This window comes from Kitasatospora sp. NPDC029312 (genome assembly GCF_055569215.1).
In genome coordinates, this window is the sequence record NZ_JBVHXY010000042.1 from 41,689 (window position 1) to 60,029 (window position 18,341).

General features: G+C 70.5%; 16 protein-coding genes and 1 tRNA gene. 10 read left to right on the forward strand and 7 right to left on the reverse strand.

What is annotated here, in order from left to right:
* Positions 1 to 38 precede the first annotated feature (38 nt).
* From ACZ4WV_RS28125 to ACZ4WV_RS28135, 3 genes are all read left to right on the forward strand, one after another.
* The gene (locus ACZ4WV_RS28125) at positions 39 to 1,250 is read left to right on the forward strand and encodes a DNA polymerase III subunit delta' (RefSeq protein ID WP_465751453.1); all 1,212 of its coding nucleotides are present in this window, start codon (positions 39 to 41) and stop codon (positions 1,248 to 1,250) included.
* Positions 1,251 to 1,550: 300 nt separating this feature from the next.
* On the forward strand, positions 1,551 to 2,723 hold the full coding sequence (locus ACZ4WV_RS28130; protein WP_465751428.1) for an alpha/beta hydrolase: 1,173 nt from the start codon (positions 1,551 to 1,553) through the stop codon (positions 2,721 to 2,723).
* Positions 2,724 to 2,785: 62 nt separating this feature from the next.
* Positions 2,786 to 4,456, forward strand: coding sequence for an alpha/beta hydrolase (locus ACZ4WV_RS28135; RefSeq protein WP_465751429.1), 1,671 nt, complete (start codon positions 2,786 to 2,788; stop codon positions 4,454 to 4,456).
* A gap of 15 nt (positions 4,457 to 4,471) precedes the next feature.
* On the opposite strand, the gene leuE is transcribed toward ACZ4WV_RS28135, so the two are convergent.
* Positions 4,472 to 5,122 (reverse strand): leucine efflux protein LeuE, encoded by a 651-nt coding sequence (leuE, locus tag ACZ4WV_RS28140; protein ID WP_465751430.1) that lies wholly within the window; start codon positions 5,120 to 5,122, stop codon positions 4,472 to 4,474.
* A gap of 177 nt (positions 5,123 to 5,299) precedes the next feature.
* Between leuE and ACZ4WV_RS28145 the strand changes: the two genes are divergently transcribed.
* A tRNA-Thr gene (locus ACZ4WV_RS28145) sits at positions 5,300 to 5,373 on the forward strand.
* 130 nt (positions 5,374 to 5,503) lie between these two features.
* Here the strand turns inward: ACZ4WV_RS28145 and ACZ4WV_RS28150 are convergent.
* The 4 genes from ACZ4WV_RS28150 to ACZ4WV_RS28165 form a co-directional block, all read right to left on the reverse strand.
* Positions 5,504 to 7,099 (reverse strand): tyrosine-type recombinase/integrase, encoded by a 1,596-nt coding sequence (locus tag ACZ4WV_RS28150; RefSeq protein WP_465751431.1) that lies wholly within the window; start codon positions 7,097 to 7,099, stop codon positions 5,504 to 5,506.
* On the reverse strand, positions 7,096 to 7,446 hold the full coding sequence (locus tag ACZ4WV_RS28155; protein WP_465751432.1) for a hypothetical protein: 351 nt from the start codon (positions 7,444 to 7,446) through the stop codon (positions 7,096 to 7,098). Before ACZ4WV_RS28155 ends, ACZ4WV_RS28150 begins: the two co-directional genes overlap by 4 nt.
* Positions 7,443 to 7,754: a hypothetical protein gene (locus ACZ4WV_RS28160; protein ID WP_465751433.1), complete on the reverse strand. Its 312-nt coding sequence runs from the start codon at positions 7,752 to 7,754 to the stop codon at positions 7,443 to 7,445. The genes ACZ4WV_RS28155 and ACZ4WV_RS28160 overlap by 4 nt, the downstream gene beginning before the upstream one ends.
* A 704-nt stretch (positions 7,755 to 8,458) precedes the next feature.
* Positions 8,459 to 10,345 carry a TrmO family methyltransferase domain-containing protein gene (locus ACZ4WV_RS28165; RefSeq protein ID WP_465751434.1) on the reverse strand — a complete coding sequence of 629 codons (1,887 nt, stop codon included), beginning with the start codon at positions 10,343 to 10,345 and terminating at the stop codon, positions 8,459 to 8,461.
* A gap of 599 nt (positions 10,346 to 10,944) precedes the next feature.
* Here ACZ4WV_RS28165 and ACZ4WV_RS28170 point away from each other — a divergent pair.
* Together ACZ4WV_RS28170 and ACZ4WV_RS28175 are read left to right on the forward strand one after the other, a co-directional pair.
* The gene (locus tag ACZ4WV_RS28170; protein WP_355672218.1) at positions 10,945 to 11,148 is read left to right on the forward strand and encodes a hypothetical protein; all 204 of its coding nucleotides are present in this window, start codon (positions 10,945 to 10,947) and stop codon (positions 11,146 to 11,148) included.
* Between the two features lie 25 nt (positions 11,149 to 11,173).
* Complete coding sequence (locus ACZ4WV_RS28175) at positions 11,174 to 12,211, forward strand: NAD-dependent epimerase/dehydratase family protein (protein WP_465751435.1); 1,038 nt, start codon at positions 11,174 to 11,176, stop codon at positions 12,209 to 12,211.
* Here the strand turns inward: ACZ4WV_RS28175 and ACZ4WV_RS28180 are convergent.
* Positions 12,208 to 13,038: a glycosyltransferase family 2 protein gene (locus ACZ4WV_RS28180; protein ID WP_465751454.1), complete on the reverse strand. Its 831-nt coding sequence runs from the start codon at positions 13,036 to 13,038 to the stop codon at positions 12,208 to 12,210. The two genes, ACZ4WV_RS28175 and ACZ4WV_RS28180, sit on opposite strands and share 4 nt — an antisense overlap.
* Before the next feature lie 60 nt (positions 13,039 to 13,098).
* Here ACZ4WV_RS28180 and ACZ4WV_RS28185 point away from each other — a divergent pair, with 60 nt between their 5' ends.
* The 4 genes from ACZ4WV_RS28185 to ACZ4WV_RS28200 all read left to right on the forward strand — a co-directional run bounded on the left by ACZ4WV_RS28185 (position 13,099) and on the right by ACZ4WV_RS28200 (position 17,369).
* Positions 13,099 to 13,857 (forward strand): hypothetical protein, encoded by a 759-nt coding sequence (locus tag ACZ4WV_RS28185; RefSeq protein ID WP_465751436.1) that lies wholly within the window; start codon positions 13,099 to 13,101, stop codon positions 13,855 to 13,857.
* A 14-nt stretch (positions 13,858 to 13,871) separates the two neighbouring features.
* On the forward strand, positions 13,872 to 15,206 hold the full coding sequence (locus tag ACZ4WV_RS28190; RefSeq protein WP_465751437.1) for a hypothetical protein: 1,335 nt from the start codon (positions 13,872 to 13,874) through the stop codon (positions 15,204 to 15,206).
* A gap of 513 nt (positions 15,207 to 15,719) precedes the next feature.
* Positions 15,720 to 16,331 (forward strand): hypothetical protein, encoded by a 612-nt coding sequence (locus ACZ4WV_RS28195; RefSeq protein WP_465751438.1) that lies wholly within the window; start codon positions 15,720 to 15,722, stop codon positions 16,329 to 16,331.
* Positions 16,332 to 16,337: 6 nt separating this feature from the next.
* Positions 16,338 to 17,369, forward strand: coding sequence for a helix-turn-helix domain-containing protein (locus tag ACZ4WV_RS28200; RefSeq protein ID WP_465751439.1), 1,032 nt, complete (start codon positions 16,338 to 16,340; stop codon positions 17,367 to 17,369).
* Positions 17,370 to 17,706: 337 nt separating this feature from the next.
* Here the strand turns inward: ACZ4WV_RS28200 and ACZ4WV_RS28205 are convergent, their stop codons facing one another.
* The gene (locus tag ACZ4WV_RS28205) at positions 17,707 to 18,270 is read right to left on the reverse strand and encodes a hypothetical protein (protein WP_465751440.1); all 564 of its coding nucleotides are present in this window, start codon (positions 18,268 to 18,270) and stop codon (positions 17,707 to 17,709) included.
* Positions 18,271 to 18,341 lie beyond the last annotated feature (71 nt).

The window sequence follows — 18,341 nt, forward strand, 5'->3', positions numbered from 1 at the left end:
GCGCGGAGAGCGTTGCCGTACGGAGCTTGGGAGCAGCAGTGGCCGTCTGGGACGACCTGGTGGGCCAGCAGCGGGTGGTCGAGCAGCTGACCGCCGCGGCCCGGGCGGCCGGAGCGGCGGTCGAGGCGGGCCGCGGCGCCGCCCTGGCGCAGGGGGGCAACGCCTCCCTGATGACGCACGCCTGGCTGTTCACCGGCCCGCCCGGTGCCGGGCAGGTCACCGCCGCGCGGGCCTTCGCCGCCGCCCTGCAGTGCAGCAGCCCCGACCTCGCGCTCGGCGGCACGCCGGGCTGTGGGTTCTGCGACGGCTGCCACACCGTGCTCGCGGGCAGCCACGCCGACGTCAAGTACGTGCGGACCGACGGCCTGTCCATCGGCGTCGGTGACATGCGCGAGCTGGTGCTGCGCGCCTCCAGCTACCCGACCGGCGGCCGCTGGTCGGTGATCCTGGTGGACGCCGCGCACCGGCTCACCGAGGCCGCCGCGAACGCGCTGCTCAAGGGTGTGGAGGAGCCGTCCCCGCGCACCGTCTGGCTGCTCTGCGCCCCGTCCGTCCAGGACGTTCTGCCGACCATCCGCTCGCGCTGCCGCCTGCTCGTGCTGCGCACGCCCTCCGCCGAGGCCGTCGCCGACATGCTGGTCCGCCGCGACGGGGTGGAGCCGGAGGCCGCCAGGATCGCCGCGCTCGCCGGACAGGGCGACATCGAGCGCGCGCGCCGCCTCGCCGTGGACGAGCAGGCCCGCACCCGCCGAGCCGAGGTGCTGCGGATCCCGCTGGAGGTCTCGGACATCGGCGGCTGCCTGGCCGCCGCGCAGCGACTGGTCGACACCGCCAAGGCCGACGCCGAGGCGCTCGCCGAGACCCAGGACGCCAAGGAGACCGACGACCTGAAGGCGGCCTACGGCGCCGCCGAGGGCAGCAAGGCGCCGCGCGGCATGGCCGGGGCGGTCAAGGAGCTGGAGAAGCGGCAGAAGAGCCGCGCCACCCGCACCCGTCGGGAGACCCTCGGTGTCGCGCTGCTCGACCTGCTCGGTTTCTACCGGGACGTGCTGGCGATCCAGCTCGGCTCCACCGGCGCGCTCGCCAACGAGGACCAGCGGCAGGCGCTGAACCGGGTCGCCCAGGCCGGTCCGGCGGAGGGCACGCTGCGCCGGATCGAGGCGGTGCTGGCCTGCCGTACGGCGCTGGACCGCAACGTGGACCCGCTGCTGGCGGTCGAGGCGATGACGGTGGCGTTGCGGGCGGGCTGAGGCCTCGTCCTGCCTCGTCCGGCCCGCCGTACGGTCCCCCGTAGGCCTCGGCGTCCGTCCGGCCCCGTACGGTCCTCGGTAGGCCTCCTGGCGTCCGTCTGGCGTCCCACCTTCGAGTGAACGGACGATACGCGCCGGGCACACCCGCGTGTGACGGTGCGCCCGTTGTGCACGCTGGGGGCCGACTGTGCCCCGGCCCACCCCGGACCCCCGCGTCGGGGGCCCGCCGCCGGAGCGGTCGCCTCCCGTACGGCACCGGGTCCGGTCCGGCGCCGACCTTCCTGTGAGGTGGTGCGTTCCGTGGTTCGTCCGCTTCTCGTCATTCCCCTGCTGGCCGCCGCTGTCGGCGGGATCTGGCTGGCGCGCGGCGCGCTCCAGCGCTGGCGGGACCTGCGTGCCGCCGAGACCTACGAGCTGGCGGGCGACCGGTGGCCGATGCTGCTGCGGGCGGCGGGGGCGATGGTCTGCGGGGTGTGCGTCACCGCCTTGACGGTGCTCACCGCGCTCGGGGCCTTCGGCGGCCTCGGCCGGGGCGGGCAGGGCGCGGACCGGGCCCAGTCGGCCGCGGACACCGCCGGGCTCGGGGCGTGGACGGACCCCGGCGCCGGTCCGGCGGTCCGGCAGCAGGCGGCGCCGCCCACGCCCCCGGCCGAGTCGGCCGGCTCCGCTCCCGCCGCTGCCGCCCCGGCCGCCGCCACGACGGCCGCCGTGGCCAGCCGCTTCGACAGCGTCGGACACCCCGCCGGCGGCGAACTGCTGCAGTCCGCCGTGCTCGGCCCCGACGGCAAGCCGCGCAACATCCGGGTCTGGCTGCCTCCGCAGTACGCCAAGGAACCGAACGCGCGCTTCCCCGTCGTCGTGATGCACGCCGCCACCCCGAGCAAGACCGCCGACGCCGAGGTCCCGGACGTCTTCGAGGGCATCGGCGCGGCCCTGCAGGCCGGCCGCGCCCGCCCGTTCATCCTGGTCGCCCCCGAGGCGCCCAACGGCACCGCGCACCCCTGCGAGCTGGTCGCCGCCGCCCCGGCCGCCGTCTCCGACGACACGACGCTGCGCACCACCGTCTCGAATTCCTTCCGCACCCTGCCGCCCGGCCCCGCCTCCTGGGGCACCCTCGGCGTGGAGGGCGGCGCACCGTGCGCGGCCGCGGCCGGGCTGGCCCGGCCGGACCTGTACGGCGCCGCCGCCGCGGTCTCCGGCCGGTACGACGCCGCCGCGCTCACCCAGACCGGCGCCGAGGCCCCGGCGGGCAGCGCGGCCAAACTGCTGCTGGCCGCCGCCAAGGCGGACGCCCCGGGGCTGGACGCGGCCCGCAAGCTCCAGGCGGCGCTCAAGGCGGGCCCCGGCGCGGCGGCCAAGGCGGAGGTGCGGATCTCGGACAACGTGCAGGACTACACCCCCGACCGGGAGCGGCTACGGCTGGTCCGGCAGGCGGCGCAGTTCCTGGCCGAGGCGCTGGCGAAGGCCTCCTGAGCGGCGGGGGAGCGGGCGCTACGCTGCCTGCCGGTGAGTGATCGGATGACGAAGGGCAGCGGATGACGGCCTTCGGGCAGCGGGTGCGGTCGGCGGCCGCGGCGCTGGTGGTCGGGCTGCTGACGGTCCCGGCGGGCGGGTGCGGCGGCGCGGGGACGGCGGGCGACCCGGGCACCGTGGGGGCGTCGGGCCCTCCGACCGCGGCGGGCGCGGCCGCCGTAGCCGCCGCCACCCCGCTGGAGCCGCTGCCTGCCGCCGTCCCGGACGCGCTCGCGCCGTACTACGCGCAGCGGCCGGTCTGGCAGCCCTGCGACGGCGGGTTCGAGTGCACCACCTTCCGGGTGCCGACGGACTACGGCCGTCCGGCGGACGGCGACCTCACCCTCTCGGCGGCCCGGCTGGCGGCCGTGTCCGATGGCTCCGGCCCGGCGACCACCCCGGGCGCCGGTCCGAGCTCCGGTCCCGGCGCCGCCTCGGGCACCGGCCCGCGGCTGGGCTCGCTGCTGCTCAACCCGGGCGGGCCCGGCGGCTCGGCGATCGAGTACCTGGAAGCCGTCGCCCGGACGTATGACGGCTCGGTGCGGGCCCGCTACGACCTGGTCGGCCTCGACCCGCGCGGGGTGGGCCGCAGCAACCCCGTCAGCTGCCTGAGCGGCGAGCGGATGGACGCCTTCACGGCCGTCGACCTCGAACCCCGCGACCAGCGGGCGGTCGACGCGCTGGTCGCCGCCGACCAGGAGTTCGCCGAGGGCTGCCGGCGACAGGCGGGGGCCGCGCTCGGCCACCTCAGCACCGTCGAAGCCGCCCGCGACATGGACGTGCTGCGCGCGCTCCTCGGCGACGAGCGGCTGAACTTCGTCGGCAAGTCCTACGGCACCTTCCTCGGCGCCACCTACGCCGGACTCTTCCCGAGTCGGGTCGGCCGGGTGGTGCTGGACGGCGCGATGGACCCGGCGCTCGACTCGGTGGCCGGCAACCGCACCCAGGCCGGCGGCTTCGAGACCGCCTGGGCCGCCTTCGCCGAGGACTGCGCCGAGCGCGCGGACTGCCCGCTCGGACGCACCGGTCAGCAGATCGGCGAGCAACTCACCGCGCTGCTCACGGCCGTCCACGCCGCGCCGCTGCCGACCACCGACCACGGGCGCCGGCTCACCGGCTCCCAGGCCACCACCGGTGTCATCCAGGCCATGTACGCCGACTTCCTCTGGCCCCAGCTGCGCAGCGCGCTCGCGGACGCCCGGGCCGGCGACGGCACCGGGCTGCTGAAGCTCTCCGACGCCTACTACGGGCGCGAGGCGGACGGCTCCTACCCCAACCTGATGTTCGCCAACACGGCGGTCAACTGCCTGGACCTGCCCGCCCCGTTCCGCTCGCCGGAGGACGTCCGGCGGGCGCTGCCGGACTTCGAAAAGGTCTCACCGCACTTCGGCCGCGACATGGCCTGGATGGCGCTGACCTGCGCCTACTGGCCCGTCCCGGCGACCGGCGCGGCGCACACCATCCGGGCCGCCGGCGCCGCCCCGATCGTCGTCATCGGCACCACCCGCGACCCGGCCACCCCCTACGACTGGGCCCGCTCCCTCGCCGGACAGCTGGAGTCCGGCCGGCTGCTCACCTACGACGGGGACGGCCACACCGCGTACGGGCGGCACAACGCCTGCGTGGACGGCGCGGTCAACCACTTCCTGCTGACCGGTGAGGCCCCGGAGCAGGGCAGGCGCTGCGGCCGCTGACCGCGCCGCGGGCCGTCACGCCGAGGAGACGGCCAGCTTCGCGGCGAAGCCCGCGAACAGGACGGCGACACCGCTGGTGAGGGTCGCGGAGAGGCGCTTGCGACGGCGGAAGGCGGTGGCCAGCGTGGTGCCGGCGAAGATCAGCAGGGAGAGGTAGAGCAGGCTGAAGGTCTGCAGGATGCCGCCGAGCAGCCCGAACGACAGCACGGGCTCCCCGTAGGACGGGTCGACGAACTGCGTGAAGAACGACAGCAGGAACAGGATCGCCTTCGGGTTCAGCAGGCTGATCACCAGCGCCCGGCGGAACGGCCGCTCGACCGCCTCCGGCGCCGCCTCGGCCGCCGGATCGGCCTCCGCCCGGCGCTCCTGCCACAGCTGGCGGGCCGCCCGCAGCATCCCGAAGCCGATCCACAGCAGGTACGCGGCGCCGCCGAACTTCACCACCGCGAACACCGCCGGGTTGGCCTTCAACAGCGACGCGGCGCCCAGCGAGGTCAGGCTGATCAGCGTGAAGTCGCCGACGAACACCCCCGCCGCGGCCCGGTACCCGGTCCGGATGCCCTTCCGGGCCGCGACCGACAGCACGTACAGCGAGTTGGGGCCGGGCAACAGGATGATGACGAGGGCGCCGAGGATGTAAGTCGCCAGGTCATTGACGCCGAGCACGATGCGCTCCGGAGGTGCGGGAAGAGGGCGGGCAAGAGGGGCCGCTCATCGTAACGTCGTACCGATGATCGACTGAAGCCATGGCCCCCACCCCCGCGGCCCCCGACCCCCCTCGGCTACGGATCACCTGCGAACCTGTGTAGACTGACCCGCGTTGCCACGACACATGGCAGCGGTGCCGCCTTAGCTCAGTTGGCCAGAGCAACGCACTCGTAATGCGTAGGTCGCGGGTTCGAATCCCGCAGGCGGCTCAGTAAAGGCCCAGGTCATATAGCCCATGACCTGGGCCTTTTGCCATTCCTTGACGTATGAGCAGGCGTCAGCGACGCGCTACAAGATCGCTTGCGTGAGCGATGCGTGAGCGCGGGTGTTGATCTTGGGTTAGCCCTTGGCTTTCTTGGCCTTCGACTTCGCCTTCTTCGCCGCCTTCCGCTTGGCCTTCTCCGCTTCGGCCGCGGCCTTGGCGTGAGCCTCGGCTTCGGTCTTCCGCTGGAGGGGGACGAGCTTCGCGGCGGCCTCGGCCGCGCCCTTGGCGATCTCGGGCAGGACGCTGGTGTAGGTGTCCGAGGTGATCTTGATGGAGGAGTGGCCGAGCATCTCGGACACCACCTTCATGTCGACCCCGCCCGCGAGCGCGAGCGTCGCCGCGCCGTGGCGGAGGTCATGCAGCCGGATCGGTGGCAGGCCGGATGCGGCCACGAGGCGCTCGAACATGTCGGTGACCTTGCCCGGGTGGAGCCAGGAGCCGTCCTCGTTGGTGAAGACCCGGCCGGTGTCCTTCCAGGCCGGCCCCCAGTCGGCGCGCTCCTTCTGCTGCTGCTCGCGGTGGCGCCGTAGGACGGCCACCGTGTCGTCGTCCAGCGCTACCGTCCGGAAGCTCCCGTCGGTCTTGGGGTCGGACTCCTCGACCTCCCAGCCGTCCTGCACGAGCTGGGCTGTCACGGTCAACGAGCTGTTGTCGAGATTGGTCTGGGACCACGGCTGCCCGCACGCCTCGCCCCGGCGAAGCCCGCGCAGGGCGATCACGTGCCACATCGCGTACAGCCGGTCGTCGGCCACTGAGTCGAGGAACGCGCCGGTCTGCTGCGGCGTCCAGACCATCACGGGGGAGGGCTTCACGCCGGTTTCTTGCCACTGGGCGACCCGCTCGGGCGTCCAGACCAGCCCCTTCGGCTTGGTCGCCGGGTCGAGTTCGACGTGGGCGGCCGGGTTGAAGGTGATCAGGCCCTCGGGGATGGCGGCGTTCAGGGCGGTCCGGAGCGTGGCGCGGATGCGCTGGCGGGTGGCCGCGCCGGTTGTGCGCCGGAACGGCGGCATCTCGGCGAGCTCGGCCCGCAGGGCCTTGCGGTGGGCACGGTTCTCCACGCCCTTGATCGGAACCGTGGCGAGCTCGGCCTTCAGCGCGTGCCGCAGGGCGTTGTTCTCCAGGATCTCCTCGTTCGCGTCGGCGATGGCCGTGAACATCTCGGCGAGCGTGCTCACCCGCAGCCGGTCGACGCGGACGTGCCCGATCCTGGGCTTGAGGTGAATCCGTACGTCGGATTCGTAGCGGGTGATCCCGGACTTGCGGATCTTCTTGCCGCCAAGCCACGTGTCGAGCCACTCGCCCACGGTGACCCGGGTGGAGAGGCTCTGACCGGTCTTCAGACGGCGGGGGGTCTCCTCGATGTTGGGCAGCTGCGCCTTCTCGTCGGCGACCTTCACCAGCAGATCGGCGACGAGGAGCAGGTCGTCGGGGTCCTCCTTGCCGAGGGCGAGCAGGCCCCGGACGTGGTCGAGGTCGGTCTGCGCCTCCTTGAGCGTCTCGTAGCCGGCGCGGTTGAACGAACGGCGGGTGCCGTCCTCGGCGTTGGGCAGCTCCTGGCGTATGGAGTAGGAGCCGTGCTTGCGGCTGCCCGCCTTCGGGCATGCCTTGCCGAGCGGCTTGCCGGTCTCGGCGTCGCGGCAATAGCAGCGGTGGTAGGTGGAACCCTTCATTCATCCTCCAGATCGGTATCGGTCTTCAGTGGGGGAAGTTCGGCGTCGAGAAAGCCGAGACTCCGGGCGAGGTGTGGAACCTCCATGCCGATCTCGCGCAGTTGTGCCCTGACGGGTTGAAGCCGCTCGCGGACGGCGGCGATGAAAGCGTCGAGTTTCTCCTGTGAGCCGGGAGGCCATTCCTCCCGGAACAACTTGAACTCCAACTGGACCGCGTCGTGATGTTCCTCCTGGAGCTCCTGCCAGATCCGGGCGTGCTCCCGGTAGAGGCGGAGCCGGTACATCCCGAGCGAGTGGCGGGCCTCTCCTGTGAAGTGGGCGAGGGCCGACCAGCGGTCGCTGCTCATCTCGGGCAGGTAGTCGATCCAGCCGCCGAGGGCTGGGGGGAAGAGCAGTTCGACCGGAGCGATGTCCAGGTGCTGACCGCGAGCTTCCCGTCACCCGCCGGCTTGACGTCGGTGATCGCCAGCAGCGCGCCGTGCGGCGCGACGGCCGACGGAGGGCTGTCGATCACCTGCCCCACCTGGACGGCGGCGGTGGCCGCCGCCGTGGCGGCAGGGCTCGGGGTGCCCTTGCCGGTGTCGGCCACAGCGAGAACGGCCTTGCCGGTCCCCTTGTCGTAGGCGTCCAGCTTGAGGTCGGGAGCACCCGCCACCACGGCGGGTGTCCCGGACGGGGACGGGGACGAAGCGGCGGACGCCTTCGCCGTGCCCAAAGCAGCCGGTGCAGCCGGAGCAGCCGACGGCACCGTGGACGGGGACGCAGCAGCAGACGCCTTCGCTGTGCCAGAAGCGGCCGCCGCGGCCGACGGCGCTGTGGACGGGGCGACCAGGGTGACCTTCTGGCTACCGGTTGCGGCCTCGGGCAGGACCTCGCCGGTCGGGCTGGGCACGGCAAAGACAGACGCGGAGGCGGGGCCGGCCGATTGGGCAGTCGGCGTCGACGGGTCACAGGCGCTGAGCGCGAGCACCACGGATGCGGCGAGCGCGGACAGCCGGAGGGTGCGCATGAGCATGCGGAGGGGCACCTTCGACGTGGGTGGTCAGGGGGACGGGCAGGCCTGTGCTCGGCATGCTGCTGACAAGTTGTCAGCAATCGCTAACTTCAGCTCAGGGGAAGCTCAATTGCGGACGGCCCGCCACCAGCCGAAGCGCACCTGCCCGGTGCCGTACGCGTGCCAGCCGTCAACACGGAACGGCGGTCAGCGGCATCAAGCCACGGCGCCCGCCCACGTGACGGCCCCATCCGCCCGAATGCGGCATCCGTGGAATACGTGCTCGTTACCAACCTGACCGGCTCAAAGCTGCAGGCCGCCACTGAGCAGTGGCGGCCTGCAGCTTTGGTGAACCTCGCCCCAGGTCAGTCGCTCACTGCTGGCGCGAAGTAGTCGCGGAGCATGATGGTGGTCCAGTCGGCCTGGCGGTGCTCTCCGCGCGGCCCCATCTCGGCGAACCACGGCTTCACGTCCAGGACCGGGGTACCGTCCACCGCGTCGAGGTCTTCGACGTGGAGGTCCAGACCGTCGACCTTGATCAGTCGGCAGCGCGACACCCCGAGCCAGTTCAGGCGTCGCATGTTGCGGTGCCCGAAGATGCCGACCTCCGGCCAGTCCGGGTTGTCCCGGGGCCGGCGGGCTCCGAGGTTCAGATCGGTCGGGTCGGTGAGGTGGAACCGGAAGGCGACCTCCAGGTGCGAGAAGTCTTCCAGGCCCTTGGTCGCGTCGGGCGTGAAGAGGGACCCGTCGAGCCGGATGATCGCCCGGGTGCCACCCCAGAAGTCGTCAGTGGGTTCGATCCGGCCGCCGACCACATGGCCGAGGGCCTCGACCTCGAACGTCTCACGGTCTGCCATCAGTGACTCCTCATCAGGCTGTTTCGGACAGGTACGCGGCGGCGCGCGCGTCGATCTCGCTGACCGACGAAGCGCCGCGCCGCCGGTAAGGGGACAGCAGGGCGCGCATGTCGGCAGCGGCCTGCCGGGTGCGGCCGGACCGTACGCCTCCATGGCATCGAGTGCCTGCGACCAAGTGGCACAAGCCCGGTCGATGTTGTTCATCTGCGCGTACACAGAGCCGAGATATCCCAGCGTCACCGCGTGGGTGCGGGTGAACTTCGCCGTCTTGCGGGTGCGGACGCTGTGGTGGAACTCGCGGACGGAGCCGTCGAGGTCTCCTATGTCGCGCAGGGCACACGCGGTCTTGTGAGCCAGGCTGGCCTCGCCGAAGAAGAACACCCGGTCCGGCTCCTCGATGCCATCGCTGGCGGCGGACAGATCGTCCTCGGCCCGCAGCAACGCCTTGGCGGCGGAGTTCTTGCGCCCGGCAGCGGCCAGGCTCCGGGCGTGGACGACGCCCAGGAGGGCACGCTCACGTGGGGAGGCGAGCTCGTACCGGTCGCCGTCGACGGACGCGGCGGTCAAGGCCAGCGCTTGCTGGTGGTGCCCGAGGTCGATCGCCTGGTGCGCCATCGCCCGCAGCACATGGCCGGCCATGGGTGCATCGTCGGCCTCGGCCGCCAGTTTCACGGCCTCGGTGAAGTACCGCTCCGCGGTCGCGTGTCGACCGCTGTCGAACGCCATCCAGCCTGCCAGGTAGGCGAGTTCGCTGGCTGAGGAGAAGAGGTCGCGGCGAACGCGCTCGTCGGTGAACTTGCCGCACAGGTAGGCGGTGACGTCGGTGGTCAGGTACTGCACCACGGACGTCCAGGCGTGGGCACCGCCACGCCGTTGGTCCACCTGGGAGAACAGAGTGGTCATGTCCCGGACGGCGGCGAGGTCTCCGGGGCCGACCCGTCGCGTTGCGGCCGAGCTGCGCGCGCTGCCCCGCTCGGACATGCGGCTCCACCAGTCCTCGCCGGGTAGCGAGAGGGCGGCCACCGAGTAGACCGCCACCCCCAGCGCCCGCCTGCGTTCCACGTCCACGTCGGTTCTCCCGAGTTCGGCCAGCGCGCTCAGCGTATCGGCGTCCCAGTCGGGAACTTGAGGTAAGGGGGCGATCAGGCCGATCTCTTCCAGGGTCACGACCCGGCCGCCCAGCGCACGGCCTAACGCCTCGGCCAGGAACAGCCCGACGTTCCCGGACGGCTGGCCCCCGTTCTTCCAGTGCGTGATGCTCGACTTGTTGGTCTCCGGGAACTCGTCGTGCTCGGCCGCAACCCGCTTGACTAGGCGCGCGATCGCATCACCCGAGAGCTTCGTCTCGTTGATGACCGCCCGTAGCTTCTCGTTCGGTTCCCTTGCCGACGCCAACGCCCACCTACCTGACTGGCCGTTAAACCGCTTAAACGCATTGCGTGTCCAACACCGTACTCCTGGTAACGGTTGGGCGGTTCACTAACTGACATGCCGCTCCGCAGGGTGCAGCCGACACCGGCAGGGAGCCCGCGGCGCGGCCGTCTGCGGCAGCTCCGTCGTTGCGTCCATCGACGCCGACGGGCAGCCGCGCCAGTTCGCGAACCCGGAGAGGCTGATGACGACTGCCGACCGCACACAGCACCCATGGAGCCGCAATGGCCCCTCCACGCTGGTGGACCCCAACCCGTCGACCCCGCGCCGGTCTACGAGCTCGACGGCCGAGAGCACCACGGCCACCAACAACCGGATGCTGCTGGACGAGCACCGCAGCGAGAAGGGGCAGTGCGTACGGTGCGCGAGCCCGTGGCCCTGCGACGTGACCAGGAGCATCAGGTCCGGGGGTACGACGTGAACACCGTGGCCCTCTGCATCCAGGCCGGCGACCGGACTGCGGTCTTCGTTCCGGACCGGGAACGTGCCCGAAGGCGCGCCCAGGTCTTGCGTCAGCTCGCTCTTGGACGACGTCGTCGCAAGCAGTACCGGGAGTCGGCGGCGTGAAGAACGAGAACTCCCCGGACTTCAAGCTCCCCGCCGAACGGCGCCAGGGCTTGTACATCCGGACTTTCAGGGTCGCGGCCGACGGCACCCGTTACGACGACTCCGGAGTCGTCCTCGTCGACTCGGAGCCCGACGTGGCGGCCTACCACGCATCCGCGACCTGGCCCATCTGCAAGTGCCCGCAGCATCGCGAGGGCTGATCAACCACCGAGCAGAGGAGCTTCCTTGTCCCTCGAACAGCTTTCAGGAAAGACCGTGCTGGTCACCGGAGCGGGCGGCCTCATCGGCAGCCGCATCACTTCCCAGCTCCGCCGACTCGGCGCCCGCCCCATCTCGGTGTGCAGGCTCGACGCTTACCCGCCGGAGGTCTACCGCGACCGGTTCGGCATCAACACCACCGAGCCGGACTTCATCGTCGGCGACATCGCCGACCCGGAGCTGATGAGCGAGGCGATCTCCGGCTGCGACTACGTGATCCACGCTGCTGCCCTGGCCGACGTCGCCGCCTGCACGCGCCGCCCGCTCGATGCCATCGACACCAACATCATCGGCACCCAGCGCGTGCTCGACGCCGTGGCCGCGTCGGACCAGGTGCAGCGGATGGTGTTCGTCTCCTCCGCCAGCGTCTACGGCAACGGCACCTCGCCGGAGCCCGTGCACAACTACGTGCCCGCGCAGTTCACCGAAGGCACGGCCGTCTCCCCGGTCTCGGTGTACGGGAACAGCAAGGTCTGGGGCGAGTACCAGACCGCCGCCGTGCTCGGCGGCGCTGGCACCTCGTACGCCGTAGTGCGGTACTTCTCCGTCTACGGCGAGCCGCAGGTCGTCAAGGAGAACAGCCACTCGTGGGTGGTCGCCTGGTTCGCCATGCGGGCTGCGCTCGGGCTGCCGCTGCACCTCAACGGCGGCGGCCAGCAGATCCGCGACCTGGTCCACGTGGACGACATCGCCACCGGCACCCTGTACGCGCTGGTAGCTCCCCGCGCGCACAACGAGACGGTCAACATCGGTACGGGCACCGGCACGTCGATCCGGCAGGTCGCCGAACTGGTCCGTGCCCACTACCCCGACACGCAGCTCGTCGAGACGCCGATGCCGCCCGGTGACCCCGAAGGCGGGTACGCGTCCGTCGAGCGGATGGAGGAGCTGCTGGGCTGGCGGCCGACCACCGGCATCGAGGAGGGCGTCGCCCGGTACGTGGCCTGGCTGCGGGCGAACCCCAGTGCGATCCCGGAATGGATGCCCCGAGCCGCTGCGGCCTAGATGATCGGGGGCCGGCCGAGCCGGGTCATGGTCCACACCGTGCGCCAGCGCATCGGCTTGCGCCGACCGCACGGTGTGCGCCAGCCCTCGGCGAAGCCCGAGAACCACGCCTTCAACCCAGCGACGTTCCTGGTGCAGGCGATGGTGAGCGCCACCCACACCCCGAGGTAGACCGGCACCAGCACAGCGGGCAGGTGCCGACGCGCGAGGTACACGCGGTTGCGGGCGTTCACCCGGTAGAAGAACGAGTGCCGGGTCGGGCTCGTCCGCGGGTGCTGCAGCAGCAGCTCCGGGGCGTACAGCACCCTCCAGCCGTCGTCGAGTGCCCGCCAGGCCATGTCGGTCTCCTCGTGCGCGAAGAAGAACGCGTCCGGCCAGTCTCCGACCTGCTGCAGCATCTTCGTCGACAGCCCGTGGCCGCCTCCGAGGAAGCTGGTCACCTCGCCGCCGCGCATCGGATCGCCGGCCCGCAGCCGAGGGACGTGGCGGCGCTGGGTCAGCCCAGTCTCGTCGGCGATCCGGAAGGAGACGATGCCCAGCCGGGGGTCGGCCTCGTAGAGGGCCTCGATCCTCGCGAACACGTCGTCGGCGATCAGCAGGCCGTCGTCGTCCAGGTCGATCACCACGTCCACGTCACGCAGGTGCTCCAGCGCCACGTTCCGGCCGCCGGTCACCCCGAGGTTCTCGGCCAGCTCGACGCCCTCCACCCACGCCGGTAGCTCCGGCAGGGGGCAACCCTGGGCAACCACCACGACCCTCGCGGCCGGGACGGTCTGCATCTCCACCGAGGCCAGCAGCTCGGCCAGTTCCTTCGGCCGCGTGCCCATAGTCAGGACCGCCACGCCCAGCTTGACGCCCACCGAACCCATCCCTTCGAGGAAGCAGACATGACCTCACGAACGCACCGCTCGGGCGTCGCGTCGCTCAGAGAATTCGCCGAGAACCGGATGCTTCCGGACCACCAGGTCATGGATCAGTCCACACTGAACTGGATCGCCGGGATGCGGCCCGAGGTCTCCGCCGCGCCGCCCACCCTGCCACACCCGCCGCTCATGCTGGTACCGGACGCCACCTGGTTCGCGGAGCTCCGGTGCGCCGACTCGATCCACGGCGTCCGGCACAACGCCCGCGTCTCGCTGTTCTCCTCGATCCTCGCCCAGGAGTACGGACTCGACCGCGACCACAGAGCCGCGCTGTGCGCCGCCGCAGCCGTCCACGACTGCCAGCGCCACAACGACCGGGACGACCCCGGTCACGGTCGGCGGGCAGCGGCCTGGTTCACCCGCAATCACGCCGCCGTCACCAGCCTGGTCGGCCGGGAGCTGCCGCAGGACGTCCTCGTGCAGGCCGCTACCGCCATCAGCCTCCACGACGTGCCGTACGAGCGCTTCACCCCGCAGCAGAACCAGCTCTACCAGCGAGCACCACACCTGATCGACCTGCTCAAGGCCGCCGACTGCCTGGACCGCTACCGGCTCCCCCTCGCCCGCTGGTGGCCCGACCCGTCCCACCTGCGGCTCGTGCCGCCCGCCTGGCTCCATACCGTCGCCCACGACCTGGTCGTCCGCAGTGAACAGGCCAGCCTCGACGGCGCCAGCAACTACAGCGCGCTCATCCACGCCCGCCAGATCCTCGACCCCGCGTAGTAGGAGGCCACCTCATGCATGCCGAGTGGGACAACGCCCACACCGACCACACCACCACCCCCACCCGCCCCGGACCCGCCGGCCTCACCGAGACCGAAGCCGACTGGCGATCCCATCTCGAACACGAGACCCCCAACGGCTGGCTCCTGCGCGGCAACGCCATGACCGAGACGCTCGCCTCCGGCCGCCCCATCCACCTGATGCACACCACCGTCGCCCTCGACGCCATCCGCGCCAGCGGCCACCTCTACGCCTCCACCGGCTGCCTCGTCGCCGCCCTTTACTGCGCGCCCCTCACCCCGGAGCCCGCCGGCCTACGCCCCCACAACCTCGGCTCCTACCTTCTGGAGACCAAGAAGCACACCCGCACCCTCGTCTTCGAGATCACCCCCGACGCCCCGGTCCCGCCCAAGGGCATCGACTACCTCCGCCTCGGCGCCATCCACCTGCGGACCTACCTCACCCACCGCAGCTTCCTCACCGAACACGAGGACACCCAGCTCCGCCAAACTGTCATGCAGCGCATCCAGGGCGCGGCGCCCTTCCTCGACACCGCCCTCGCCAACGCCACCGGAACACCAACGCCCGACGCCGACTTCCTCGACCAGCTCGCCGCCTCCGTGCCGGCCTTCCCGTTCCTCGGCTACCTCTACTTCGAGGTGCTCTCCGAGTACCTGATGCTCCACTCCACCAACCACGAGACCAAGGCGTACGCGCAGGTCGGCGAGATGAACAACCGCCTCTACAAGCAGCTCGCCTTCTCCGCCGTCCAGGGCATGGACAAGCTCTTCGACCTGTCCCGCTTCAATCCAGGACACGACCGACTCCTTGAGCTCCTTGGCCAGATCGAGACTGGCCTGATCACCGCCGTCACTCGGTACGTCAGGAGCCGCCTGTCGCACCTGTTCGCCGCCCTGGGGCTCGCCCCGGACCAGGACGCGGCGTCCTTCACTTTCCGCCACTCGGACTTCGACGCTCTCGCCGAAACAGCGCCAGGCTTGCTGGGACAGCTCGTCTTCCGCGAGCTTCGGGCCATCGACCGCTACCCGCAGCTCTACCTCGCCTTCGAACAGGCCAAGGCCCTGGAGGCCTGGGCCTTCTGGAACACCGAGGGAATCCCGACACCCTTCAACGGCACCATCCCGAAGGGCGAGATCGGCATCAACCTGGCCTACCCACGCGCCAACTGCACGATTTGGACCAGCGAGACCTGCGAGCGTGGCCTCCTTCATCCAGTCGACCAGCTCGACGTGAGCTTCCTTCCCCGGCTCGCCGACCTCTCCCTGACCGCCATGCGGAGGGATCAGATGGGGCGGGCAGCCGGACACCGTCAGACTATTTCGGCGTAGGAAAGCGGTCTTTGTCGACGGCTTTGCCGCCAAGGGCGCCGTTCCGCTCCTACGCCGGTCGACACCGCGGCGGTCACCATAGTGGCGCCTCCCACCTGCGGCCTATCGTGTGACCTCAGCCCGGCAAAGTCGTTCACCTGCAGGCAATCACTCGCGATCTGGGAGTCCGAATGACACAGGAGGAGCGCCTCAAGATCCTCGGCGCGGAGACAGTCGCGGCAATCCACCGCCGCGTGGCTGCTGCGCCGCCCCCGTCGCCTGAAGTGACCGCCGAACTGCGCCCGATCCTGGCACCAGCGATGGCACGCGTCCGGGCACGACGTGCCGAGTCGGCACGATTGGCAGGGGGCGCGAAATGACGACGCGCGAGGAGGCCATCCGCGCTGCTGCCGAGATCTTGGCCGCGGCACGGGCTGAACGCGATGCTCTGAGCTCATGGGAGGCCCGGACACCTCTCAGGAATAGTTTGCCGAATAATTGACAGCAGATAGTTAAGTCCGCCAGGATCATCCCGTGACCGAACCCCTCAGCGCCTTAGAGGCAGAGTTGATCTTGACGCCGCATCTGCAAAAGATCGGCGGGAGCATCAACCTTGGATGGCGTCAGTGGCTGGCTCTGCTGAAGCACGACAGCGAGCTCGGCGTCATGATCAGCAACCGCACCCGAGCGAACCTCGTCTACGACTTCATCAACTACCATGCGGTGAAGGCGTTCGATGGTGCCGAAGATGTACAGGTCAGCAAGAGCCGAGGCTTCCTGCTCGTCACCTTCAACAACAAGATCATCATGCGGTTCAAGAAGTTCAGGGATCGCAAGCTTCGAACGAGCGGTGTCCCCACCCAGCAGCGCCGCGAATACGCCAGCCAGGTGCTTCCCGGAATGGAAGCGCTGACCCACCTGGTCGCTGGCTACCTGGTCGACGACGCAGGTCTCGGACTGGACAAGATCGCTATCACCTGCAGTCTGGACGATGACTGCCTGTGGGTGCTCGACCTCGATCTCGGATTCGGCGATGTGGGCGTCACCGCGCCGGTCGCGCCGCTGCCGACCCGGCCCGAGCGGGATACGATCGTGCGGCCCAAGCGGCGCGAAGCCCTAGGTCAGACTGGCACAGAAGAGAGGTAACTCCCCATGAACCCGCGCCTTCTGCAACTCGCGCGGGAGTCTCGTGGCTTGTCCCAATCGAAGCTGGCAGGGCTCGCCGGCATCTCCCAGGCGGCCCTGTCCAAAGCGGAGAACGGCGTTGGAACGCTGACTCCCGAACGCGTGCAGGCGGTGGCTGATGCACTCGGCTACCCCAGCGATCTTCTAGGCTGGCCTGACGAGCCAGTCGGATTGGGGCCGTCCGGCTTCTACCACCGCAAGCAGTCTGGCCTCGGAAAGACCGCGCTACAACGCATCGAGGCCGAGGTCAACCTGCTGCTCATGCAGTTGCGTCGACTCGAGGCCAGCGTGGACATTGAGCCGATCTATCGGCTGCCCGTCTTGGATGCCGACGAGCATGCTCCCGAAGAGGCAGCGGCGAAGCTGCGGGCGAGCTGGCTCATTCCCGATGGCCCCGTTCAGGACGTGATCCGGGCGGTAGAACGAGCCGGGATCGTCGTCGTGCGACGCGACCTAGAGTCACCCAAGATCTCTGGTCTCAGCGTCAGGCCACCGAACAGCCTGCCAGTGATCATCCTGAATACGGGAATGCCTCCGGCTCGCGAGCGCTTCACAGTACTTCACGAGCTGGGCCACTTGGTGATGCACCAACTGCCGAGCAACGACGGGGAGCGAGAAGCGGACGTGTTCGCTTCCGAGTTCCTCATGCCGAGTCGACTCATCGGGCCGCACCTATCCGGCCTCACCATCCAACGGATGGTTCAGCTGAAACAGCACTGGAAAGCGTCAATGGCGGCCATCCTGCAGGTGGCCAAACGCTTGGAACGCATTGACGAGGGCCGCTACAAGAGCCTCCAAGTCCAGCTTTCCCAGCACGGCTACCGCAGGAACGAGCCAGCAGAACCGGAACCAGAGCAGCCTGGGATCCTCGACAGCATCTTGGAGACGCACCGTTTGGACCATGGATACTCAGACAGGGAACTGGCCCAGGTCGTAGGCCTTCAGGTCCTCGAGTTCAGGTCCGAGTACGGCGGCACGCTCGCCCTTCATGCTGTGTAGGTCGTTGCTGTGGCGCTGCCCCTGGCTCCCTCGCCAGGGGCAGCGCCGTTGGCAGCACAGTTGCACCCGGCAGCAGGTCTGCGATGACGAACGGCGACTGCTCGACGTGGCCGACCCGCCCAACGGGGATAGACGGTCAGCCGGTCACTCCAGGAAGGGCGGAGGCCGCTCGGGCAGCAACCTCCGCCAGGGCTTCCGCCGAGGCACGGGTCAAGGTCTGCAAGTCCTTTCAGATGACAAGCCGGGGTCGCGCCCTCGGGCAGCACGAACCGCCCTCGCGGCCACGGCGGATAGGCGCACCGCGCCCACCGGGCTCGGGTACCGCGGGGGCAGGGCGTCACGGCAGGATTGCCAGCTGTTCGCCCCAGTCCAGGCCACACGGGTGGGACTCAGCCAGGCCCCGGAGGCGTTCGTCCCGATCCGCCAGGGCCGCCGCTATCCGGGTGGCCAGCCGGTTCCGCAGGCGTGCCCAGTCCGCGTCCCGGCGCCGCGGGACGGCCGGGATCTCGGTGAGCAGCAGTTGCTCGGCGGTCGGCCCTCGCGGAGTCCACCACTGACCGTCCGAGCGGCTCTGGATCCGGGACGACTGCCGCAGGGCATTTCGGAGCGACGCCACGTTGTACCGGTAGCCGAATCCTTTGAGGCAGTAGTCGAGCGCGGCGGCGGTCAGCGGTCGGTCAGCCGCGGCCAGTACCAGCCGGCCGGCATCTTCGAGGGTTCGTGGGCCGGGCATTGGTCCGTGCCGGTAGAGGCCGTACACCCCGGCTCCGGCCCAGCAGAACCGCCGGTCAGCGGCAACCGCCACCTTCGCGGATGCCTCCGCGATCCGGCGGCCGTGGTCGAGCTGGGCCAGTCGCACCAGGTCCCTCACATGCACGGGTGCGGAGACGGAGCAGGCCACCGCGTACAGGGTGTCCGCCTGGCTCCGTCCGATCGGTCCGCGGCAACCGCAGCGGTCGAGCTCCCACACTC